This window comes from Desulfosporosinus sp. SYSU MS00001, assembly GCF_049943955.1.
Taxonomy (GTDB): domain Bacteria; phylum Bacillota; class Desulfitobacteriia; order Desulfitobacteriales; family Desulfitobacteriaceae; genus Desulfosporosinus.
The window spans coordinates 1-9,584 of the sequence record NZ_JBNFTW010000019.1 but is presented as its reverse complement, the minus strand read 5'-3'; the positions used below and the strand labels follow the sequence as shown (position 1 = coordinate 9,584).

Here is a 9,584-nt window from a genome sequence, read left to right as displayed (position 1 = left end):
AACATTCACTCTTAATACTGTCAACAACTATTTTCTTCAATCAACAGGCTTGAGAGAATTTAAAAGGCGCTGTTCTCGAGCGCTTTGTTATAATACCACTTCTTCCTTACCTATGTCAACACTTTTTTATTACTCTTTTGCTTTTATTTTATTTGTTGAGATAAACAATTCATCCCCTCCCTGATCGTTGCGACGATTTGAGGGAGGGGATGAATTGCTAACGTGGTTAAACATATCACTTTTGATTCGTACAACACCATATCCACAACAACGCAAGTAACGTTAAATAAGACTTTTCTATCAGGTAAGTCTTGTTATGATTTGACCGCCTTGGGAAATAATATGGCTAAACCAAAACTCAATGCAGAAAATATCAGTAGACCCCAAAAAACATTATGCAATGATAAGGCAAGCCCTGAGGTAAGTAATTTCAATTCACTCTGTGGTAAAGCTCCTCTTTTAACTGGGTCAAGCAGGATGTTAATAACATCTAATTGCAGACCTCCTCCTTTACCGCTGCTCCGTAGAAAATTCAGCAATTTCAGATTCAAGATTCCGCCTAAAAGTGCCGCCCCCATAGTGTTGCCTAATATATTCATAAACATATTCGAAGCTGTAGCTACACCGCGCATTTTCCAATCAACACTGTTCTGAATTCCGACAATAAAAACGGTCCTTGCAAGGCCCATACCTATACCTATAATTGCCGAACCCGCTCCAGCCCAAAGCCAGCCCTTATCTGGCTGCAGCGTTACAAAAAACATTGAACCAATCACGGCCCAAATTGCACCGACTATAACAACATTACGGAACCCATATTTAAACATTATTCTGCCGGAAAGAGTCGCCGCAACAACCCAGCCCATGGACATAAAAGCAAGTGCAAAACCCGCAATTAACGGAGTTTTATTCATAACTCCTTGGATATAGGTGGGTAAAAATGATGATAATCCGATAATGACAACACCTGTTGTTAACGTGGCTAAATTTGATACAAGAATCAGTGAATGTTTCCAAATCCACAAAGGCATAATGGGTTCAACAGCCCTCTTCTCTTGTAAAATGAATAATAAGACGCCAAGAATGACAATTCCGGTTAATATAAGAATCGGTGCTGAAGTCATTGGCCAAACTGTTCCTGCTTGGATAAAAATAACCATTAAGGCACTGATTGTAATAAATATCAAACCCGATCCTAAATAATCAATTTTATGTTCTTGAGCATGTACAGTCTCTTTAAGGAAAATCCATATTCCTATCATAGAAAACAGACCTATTGGAATGTTTATCCAAAATATCCAAGACCACCGAACATATTGTACAAAAAAAGCACCTAGGGCTGGGCCAATAATTGATGATACCCCCCAAACGCTTGAAAGATACCCTTGAATACGAGCACGTTCTGAGATATCAAAAATGTCCCCAACAATAGTCGTGGCAATCGGTTGAACAGCACCTGCCCCAACACCCTGGATTAAACGAAAGAGTATGAGCATATTCATGCTTTTGGCTAACCCACAAAGTAATGAACCTATCAAAAAGACGATAACCCCAAATGAAAAGATAGGTTTTCGGCCATACAAATCAGCCAATTTCCCATAGATCGGGATTGTTACCGCCTGCGCTAAGAGAAACGCCGAAAACACCCAGCTGAACTTTGAAAACCCGCCTAAATCACCTACAATACTTGGAATCGCTGTAGCTACTATCGTCGCTTCAATGGCTGCCATAAACATCGCTAACATAATACAAGCTAATGTAACTTTGCGATTTGTCTTAGCATTTTCTCTTGCGTGAATTTGTTCCGAACTATGCATTAAGAAATAACTCCTTCTGGAACCGAACCGTATAAAATTTAGTTTCAAAGATCTTCAACAGTTCAATCCTTAATTCAATTCTCTATGTTTCTCCAAGACTGCCCGTATCGTAAACCATTCAATATCATCGGAAAGCAAATCTTTTATTGGCCGTAATTTTTCGCGACCAGCTTTTTGGGCCGCTTCTAAAATTAAAGGTTCCTGATCAACGGGAATAAAGTCGTCCCAAGGTACAGCATGTCCCTCCAGACCACAGCGCACAAGGTGATTCTGTACCGTTAATTCTGTTATTTTCCTAACCTTCCCTATTTCTTCAATAGAATACCCTTCTTGATACAAGAGCAGAGTTTGGACATGACTAGGAAGTTTATCCTTTGACATATCTGTTATCGCTAAATTAATAGTTGTTGCCTTACTGGATTGTTTTGCCGCTGTGTCCAAGCTGCTGTCTGCAGGCAAGGAAAGCATGCTGTTCCTTTTGGGTTTGGAATCTCCCATAAAATCAGCAATTGCATTCAAGAATTCATCTCCATACTTTTCTAATTTCCGTTCCCCAACTCCACTAATCCGAATCATCTCCCTAGGATTTGACGGGCAAACCTGGGACATTTCCCGTAAGGTGCTATCAGCAAAAATCATATATGGGGGCAAGTTCTCCTGTGCTGCTAATTCTTTTCGCAGTGCCCGGAGCCGATCGAAGAGACTGACTTCCTCCACGACATCGCGTGAAGGTTGTAGAGACACTTTTTTCATAACTTTTGTCTCACCTTTTATAACAGAAACTGCAGAAGGCATAAGCTTCAGTACTGGATACTCTCCGGTTGATAATTGCAAATAACTCTCAGCGACTAAATAATTAATAAGATCTTTTATTTCCTGAAGTGACATATCCTTTAAAAGTCCATGCGTAGAAAGCCTATCAAAATTCAGTTCGATTATCTTCGCTTTGCGTGACCCCTTTAGTACTTCAGCAACCATGCCAATCCCAAAGCGTTCTCTCATCCGATAGATACATGAAAATATTTTCTGCGCATCTAATGTAATATCAACTATCTCACGTGTATCATTACAATTACTACAGTTTTCACAATGATTCGGAACCTCTTCTTCCCCGAAGTATTCTAAAATAGTTTTCCTCAAACAACGAGGGGTATGACAAAAATCCACCATTCCTTGAAGCTTTTTATGCTCATTCAATTTCCGCTCCGGATTTAATACACTCTGTTCGATGAGAAATCTTTGCAGAACAACGTCTTGAGGCGAAAAGAGTAAAATACATTCCCCCGGTTCTCCATCACGTCCCGCACGTCCAGCCTCTTGATAATAGGCCTCCATATTTTTTGGCATATTGTAATGGATTACATAACGAACATTAGATTTATCAATACCCATTCCAAAAGCGTTAGTAGCCACCATGATCAGGGTTTCATCAAAAAGAAAATCCTCTTGGCTCTTTTTACGCTCGTCGTCACTCATCCCGGCATGGTATTTTCCGATCTTTAAACTATGTTTCGTTAAAAAAGCCTGGAGATGATCCACTTCTTTCCGAGTTCCAGCATAAATGATTCCTGATTGATCCCTATGTGCCTGTACATAGTCTAAAACAAATGCCTTTTTGTTCTCTCCCCGAAGAGTTGTAAACGACAAATTAGGCCGATCAAAGCCCGTCACATAAACATTAGGGTTATCAAGCTGGAGCAAACGAACAATATCTCTCTGAACCTCCTCGGTTGCAGTTGCTGTAAAGGCGCCAATCAGCGGCTTTTGAGGCAGAGAGTTCACAAAAGATCCCAATTGAATGTAGCTTGGCCGAAAATCATGTCCCCATTGCGAAACACAATGGGCCTCATCAATTGCCAAAAAAGAAACATTCAGAGATTTCAAGAGCATACGAAAGTTCTCCGATTCTAATCGTTCCGGAGCAATATATAGTAGTTTATAGTCTCCGTGAAGGACTCGCTCTATTCGGGTCCTTACTTCACCGAGGGATAAGGAACTATTTATAAAGGTCGCTGAAACTCCAAATTGCTGGAGAGCATCAACCTGATCCTTCATTAAAGAAATTAACGGTGAGATAACCAAGGTGGTTCCCTGAAAAATTAAAGCAGGAACTTGATAGGCTAAGGATTTACCTGCCCCTGTGGGCATTATTGCCAGCGTATCCCTGCCCTTAAGCAGACTCTCTATCACTTTTTGCTGACCATCCCGAAATTGAGTATAGCCAAAATACTTCCGCAATACTCTAAGCGCCGTTTCTATGAGCACTTTGAACAACTCCTTAAAAGGATAACTCTTCTATCTATTATAGCAAAAAAAAATAAGATTAAGGTCTTATTCCCAAATCTTAAAGTACATTCTGTACTAATGTGACTAATAATTACGCCACGACCTTCGTATGCTCATGTTGTAATCCAGGACATTGGGGTGAATGTCCCTCAGCAATAAGAAAACCCCCAACATTTCTTTAGCTGTTGGAGGAGACCACCAATGAACAAAATCTAGGGCAACCGTTGAGGCTCATAAGATCTGATAGCATGTTTACTCAGATTTCGCTGTTTCTCACTTAAATTATCTGGTTCTTCGTCTTTTTCCAATTCCGTTAAATGTCCCCAATACCTCTTCGGCATCAGTGTCATACGGCATTTCGGATTATATCGCTCTTCAATAGCGATGGTTTGATAAAATTGCTTCCAAAGACGACGATACTCAACTTCCGATTTATCAACTTCAGGTAACGTTAATTCATCAACCTCAATCAGATTCGCTTCCTGCCCCTGATAAACTAAAGCCATCTTATGTGTTTTATCATAAATCATAAACGACTCATTGCGAAACCTATCACAGAAATGATCAGAAATAAGAGGCAATACAAAATTTTTAGGTTCAATTACTGCCACCATAACCTTATCATAAACAGAAAATCGTACGAATCCTTTGAACTTATGACTTTCTGACGTCAAATGACGTACGGCTTTTAGCAAGGTGCTAACAGTATCATCTGTAAGCATCGACATAACCTTACTCCCGTGCGTATAGCCTAAGCGTAAAAAATGATAGATTAATAGTTCCTTCTGAGAAGCATTTGTCCAAAAACCCAGCGTAACTAATTCCTGCGCTTGAACTGAGATTTTTGCTGCAATTGAATTATAGACCCGATCCGACTTGTTGATGTCCGTCTCAATCCATTTTGGTGTATCAAAAAGGCTTTGCTGATCACTAGGAGTTCTGATAGCACTTGGGACCTCCTTGAGAGCAAAGCTTTCGAAAACACAGCACATCAACCCTTCGAAACTCCCATCATATTCATAAACTATCTCTGCTCTGTCAAACACTGACTCACTTCCTCTCTCGTCATAGAAGGATCGGGGAAAAGAGAGAGCTGCTCTGCAAAACCGCTTAATAATTTATGCTGATCGGACATCAGCGTTCTCAAAGAAACATCTGATGGTATCTTTAGTCGATTCATAACTTTTCCCTTACAAGTAATAAAATACTGTGCCCGTTTTAGTACAACACCCATCTTTTTGAGTCCATCAAAATCAATTAAACTACTTTTCCTTGCCGTTAGAATACGCATGGCGCTGGTTACCCCTATTCCCGGAACACGCAAAAGCATCTCATAAGGCGCTTTATTTATTTCAATAGGGAACTGTCCAAGATGGTTAATTGCCCAATTACACTTAGGGTCAACTTGCAAATTAAAATTTGGAGTTTGCTCATCAAGCAGTTCATTGGCTTCAAAGCCATAAAATCTCAACAGCCAATCAGCCTGGTAAAGGCGATGTTCACGTAAAAGAGGAGGTTTTGTGTCTACAGATGGTAACAGAGTATGTTCCGCAACCGGTATATACGCAGAATAAAAAACCCTTTTCAGACGATATTTTTTATAGAGTCCTTCGCTTAAGGTTAGTATTTTATGATCCGTATCAGGCGTCGCACCTACAATCATCTGTGTGCTCTGCCCTGCGGGTACAAACTTTGAAGCATGTCGAAATTTCACAAGGTCTGAGCTATTCTCTTGGATCTTATGACTAATAAACCCCATAGGCCGTAATATGGAATCCCTTGTCTTATTCGGGGCTAAAAGCCTCAAACTTTCTTGGGATGGCAATTCGATATTAACACTCATACGGTCAGCTAAAAGCCCTAAGTGAGTAACGAACTCACTGTCCGCTCCAGGTATAGTTTTAACATGGATATATCCATTAAAATGATAAACTTCACGCAGCAGTGTTAATGCCTTGATCATTTGCTCCATAGTATAATTAGGGCTTTTAATTACTCCGGAGCTAAGAAACAATCCCTCAATATAGTTCCTTCGATAAAAATTGACCGTTAGTTCTGCCAGCTCACTAGGAGTAAATGCCGTTCTTTTGGTATCATTTGAGGTGCGATTTATACAATATTTGCAATCATAGATACAGATATTCGTCATTAAAACTTTTAGTAACGAAATACAACGTCCATCAGCCGCAAAACTATGACAAATACCCGCATTTGCAGCACTTCCTATGCTCCCTTGTTTCCCTCGTCTATCTACACCACTGGAGGTACAAGCTACATCATATTTGGCTGAGTCTGATAAAATCATCAATTTGTCGTAAATATCGATGCCAATCCCCTCCATATTTTAGTTTATATTATATCTTGTCAACACTATAATACAAAACATATGTTCTTGTCAAAGGGAATAAGGCAAACATATGTAAGTGGTTTGTGTAAAGATATATCAAATGTTCCATTTGAATATAAATAATTTATTCTGTCTTAACTATCACATTTAAAGTACCTTTCAGGAATATCCATTGCTATATCCTCCCGTTAATTTTAATTTATAGATAAACGGAATTATTGTTATGCTATATATGTATTTAACACATAAAACTCGTTGCTATATACTTGTTACATAAATTTACTCAACCACAAGAAAAGGAAGCAAGAGGTTGTAAGCGATGAGAAATGCACTTCAAATAACAAAGATGTTAAAACTAACGCGGATTTTTATAGCAATAATTCAAATAGGAATTCTTTATATCTTTTCGTTAATTGGAAGTTTCTTAGGTGAACTATTGCATCTGAACTTTCCTGGGAGTCTTATTGGTATGGGCATATTATTTATCCTTTTGCACCTCAAGGTCTTTCCGTATAACTGGGTTGTCATCGGCGGTAACTGGTTGCTTGCCGAATTGCTTTTGTTCTTTATTCCATCAGTCGTAGCAATAATGCAATACATACAATTTCTCCACCGGGAAGGTCTTGATCTATTCCTGATCATCTTAATTAGCACAGCCGCTGTCATGGTTAGCAGTGGTCTTACCGCAGAAATGATAACTAGAAAAGGAGGAAAGGCATTATGAGCGAATTTGTAGGATTCATAAGTGTAGTTCTCACCATTATCTTCTATTATTTTTCAAAGGCTTTATATGGTCGCATTCGATTTGTTCTATTTTCACCCTTATTAATTGCACCTGCGGCATTAATAATTGGTTTGCTAACACTTCATATTTCCTATTCAAGTTATATTATCGGCGGAAAATGGTTGAGTGTACTTTTACAACCTGCAATAGTAGCTTTTGCTTTACCATTATATAAACACTATGACTTATTAAAAAAATATTTCCCAGAAATCATTCTCAGTGTCTTAGCAGGTACCCTCTCTGCATTTTTATCTTCTGCCCTGCTGGGGCTGGGCGCTAATTTTGAACCTCAAATTATCCTTAGTTTAGCACCCCGTTCTGTTACAACTCCTATTGCTATTGATGTTTCCAATAACTTAGGTGGTATCCCTTCCCTTACTGCAGTCTTCGTTATCTTTACCGGCTTAATGGGGCTTGTTATCGGCCCACTGGTAATCCGTTTTCTCCACCTTCGCTCGCCGATAGCTAAGGGGGTTTTACTGGGAACGGGAGCACATGGCTGCGGAACATCCGCTGCCTTATCATTAGGTTCTCTCGAGGGTACGATTGCAAGCCTCGCCATGATCTTTGCTGGATTAGCAACCATCGTTCTTGCTCCGATCATTTTTCCGTTACTCCTAAAGTTATAATGAGTTTACGCTTTTCAACTTTGTGAGATAGACGAGGAAACTATATTCTTCAACCCTTTAATCGTGGTATCTAACGTTATGTCAGCGGAAGAGTGTCAGAAAATTGACTTCCTTAATTTCATGTGTGAGGCAAATTATTTCGGAGATGCCATGTCTAGTACCTCTACTCCGTCAGACGATCATCCTTGCCTGTTGCGACATTAGATTTAGAAGGGAAGATACCACAATTGTTTTTACTTAAATCTTTAAGGTTGTATAGTTTTTAGTTTTTTCCAAAACAAGCCACTCCTAATGAATATCCCCAATTTTTAGAGAAAGAGTAGAACTCCACGATATTCAGTGGAGTTCTACTCTTTCTCTTGTTCGTCATATAATTCGCCTTGAGTGATTGCCTTAATGATAACAACTACATGGGTCGCAGGATAGCACATACAAGTAGTGGAGATAACCTAAACTTTCAGGTCGTGGCTTTGCAAATTCTCCGAATTTAATAAATGTACTAGTTTACTGTGGTGTTCTGCCTATTAATTGCATTTTCAAATATTGTCCGCCATTTATTTACGATAAATACAGGTGCAAATGGGTCGACTGTCTTAAGCTGACTACTAAAACTTTTTGCTATAGCAACCCGATTTTGTTGAGCCTTTTTATATTTTTCGTTTGTACTAGCTGAGATCTTTCCATTTTGCTGAATTTCTTTTTTCATTTGATCCAAAAGAGGAAACTGGTATTTAAACAGGGTCTCCATATTCTCAATGGTTTTGCTCTCGATTATCAAGCTTCCTTCGGGTAAAAGCTGTAAATTATCAAGTTGCAGTTGAATATTTTTAATAGCTATTTCTTCAAAAAAAACAGTATCTTCGCTATCTACACCATTTGTGTCCTCATTAATTGAATTAGCAAGGTTTGAAGTTAAGTTATACCATGTTGTGTTCAATCTTTCTGTATTAATAATAAAATTATATATTAGACCTACGTTTAATAAAATAGATATAACAAGTGCTAGAATAATTTTTTTTATAACTAATCGCCATCCTTTCAATGGTACTTTTTTCTAAATAATATCATTATCGGAATCTAACTTCAATGAATATTAAGTTTAGATAAACTTTATCCTCTATACAAAGATAAACAAATATAAAAAATCCACAGATATTTTGGCAGTCTGTCTGGAGTTTGTTACCTGGCGATAACCTACTTTCCTAGGGGCCTGCGCCCCAAGTATCCTTGGCCCTGGAACGAAAGGCGGATGAGCCTTTCGCCACATTGCGACTTGTGAAACATTCTCCTTCAATGTGGATCCGAACGGATGGAACCCCGGTAGTGTACTTTCATTTCTATCATGAAACACAAATAGACTGCCATATTTGGCAGTCTATCGCTTGTTTACCTGGCGATGACCTACTTTCCCAGGGGCTATGCCCCAAGTATTATCGACCCTGGAACGAAAGGCGGATGAGCCTTTCGCCACACTGCGTCCCCTTACGCATTCTCCTGCAGCGTGACGAAAACCGGACGAGGTTTTCGCCACATTGCGACTTGTGAAACATTCTCCTGCAATGTGGATCCGAACGGGTGGAACCCCGGTAGGAATCTTTCACTTCCTTCATGAAACACAGATAGACTGCCATATTTGGCAGTCTATCGCTTGTTACCTGGCGATGACCTACTTTCCCAGGGGCTATGCCCCAAGTATTATCGGCCCTGGAGGTCTTAACTTC

Annotated in this window: 8 protein-coding genes; 3 read left to right on the top strand and 5 right to left on the bottom strand. The window is 39.4% G+C overall.

Going from position 1 to position 9,584, the window contains the following annotated elements; all coding sequences use genetic code 11:
- Positions 1-314 precede the first annotated feature (314 nt).
- From ACPUYX_RS20530 to ACPUYX_RS20515, 4 genes are all read right to left on the bottom strand, one after another.
- A complete protein-coding gene (locus ACPUYX_RS20530) occupies positions 315-1,817 on the bottom strand; it encodes an MDR family MFS transporter (protein ID WP_426381456.1) in 1,503 nt (500 codons plus the stop codon).
- Between the two features lie 69 nt (positions 1,818-1,886).
- Entirely contained in the window at positions 1,887-4,082 is a 2,196-nt protein-coding gene (recQ, locus tag ACPUYX_RS20525; RefSeq protein ID WP_426381455.1) for a DNA helicase RecQ, read from the bottom strand.
- A 233-nt stretch (positions 4,083-4,315) separates the two neighbouring features.
- Positions 4,316-5,149: a TIGR03915 family putative DNA repair protein gene (locus ACPUYX_RS20520; RefSeq protein ID WP_426381454.1), complete on the bottom strand. Its 834-nt coding sequence runs from the start codon at positions 5,147-5,149 to the stop codon at positions 4,316-4,318.
- Positions 5,128-6,429, bottom strand: a complete 1,302-nt coding sequence (locus ACPUYX_RS20515; RefSeq protein WP_426381457.1) for a putative DNA modification/repair radical SAM protein — start codon at positions 6,427-6,429, stop codon at positions 5,128-5,130. Before ACPUYX_RS20515 ends, ACPUYX_RS20520 begins: the two co-directional genes overlap by 22 nt.
- A 340-nt stretch (positions 6,430-6,769) precedes the next feature.
- On the opposite strand from ACPUYX_RS20515, the gene ACPUYX_RS20510 reads away from it, so the two are divergent.
- Together ACPUYX_RS20510 and ACPUYX_RS20505 are read left to right on the top strand one after the other, a co-directional pair.
- A complete protein-coding gene (locus tag ACPUYX_RS20510) occupies positions 6,770-7,174 on the top strand; it encodes a CidA/LrgA family protein (RefSeq protein WP_426381453.1) in 405 nt (134 codons plus the stop codon).
- Entirely contained in the window at positions 7,171-7,863 is a 693-nt protein-coding gene (locus ACPUYX_RS20505; protein ID WP_426381452.1) for an LrgB family protein, read from the top strand. Before ACPUYX_RS20510 ends, ACPUYX_RS20505 begins: the two co-directional genes overlap by 4 nt.
- Positions 7,864-8,362: 499 nt before the next feature.
- On the opposite strand, the gene ACPUYX_RS20500 is transcribed toward ACPUYX_RS20505, so the two are convergent.
- Positions 8,363-8,905 carry a hypothetical protein gene (locus tag ACPUYX_RS20500; RefSeq protein WP_426381451.1) on the bottom strand — a complete coding sequence of 181 codons (543 nt, stop codon included), beginning with the start codon at positions 8,903-8,905 and terminating at the stop codon, positions 8,363-8,365.
- A gap of 490 nt (positions 8,906-9,395) precedes the next feature.
- Between ACPUYX_RS20500 and ACPUYX_RS20495 the strand changes: the two genes are divergently transcribed.
- Positions 9,396-9,584: hypothetical protein (locus ACPUYX_RS20495; RefSeq protein WP_426381450.1), on the top strand; the 189-nt coding region annotated here is incomplete at its 3' end.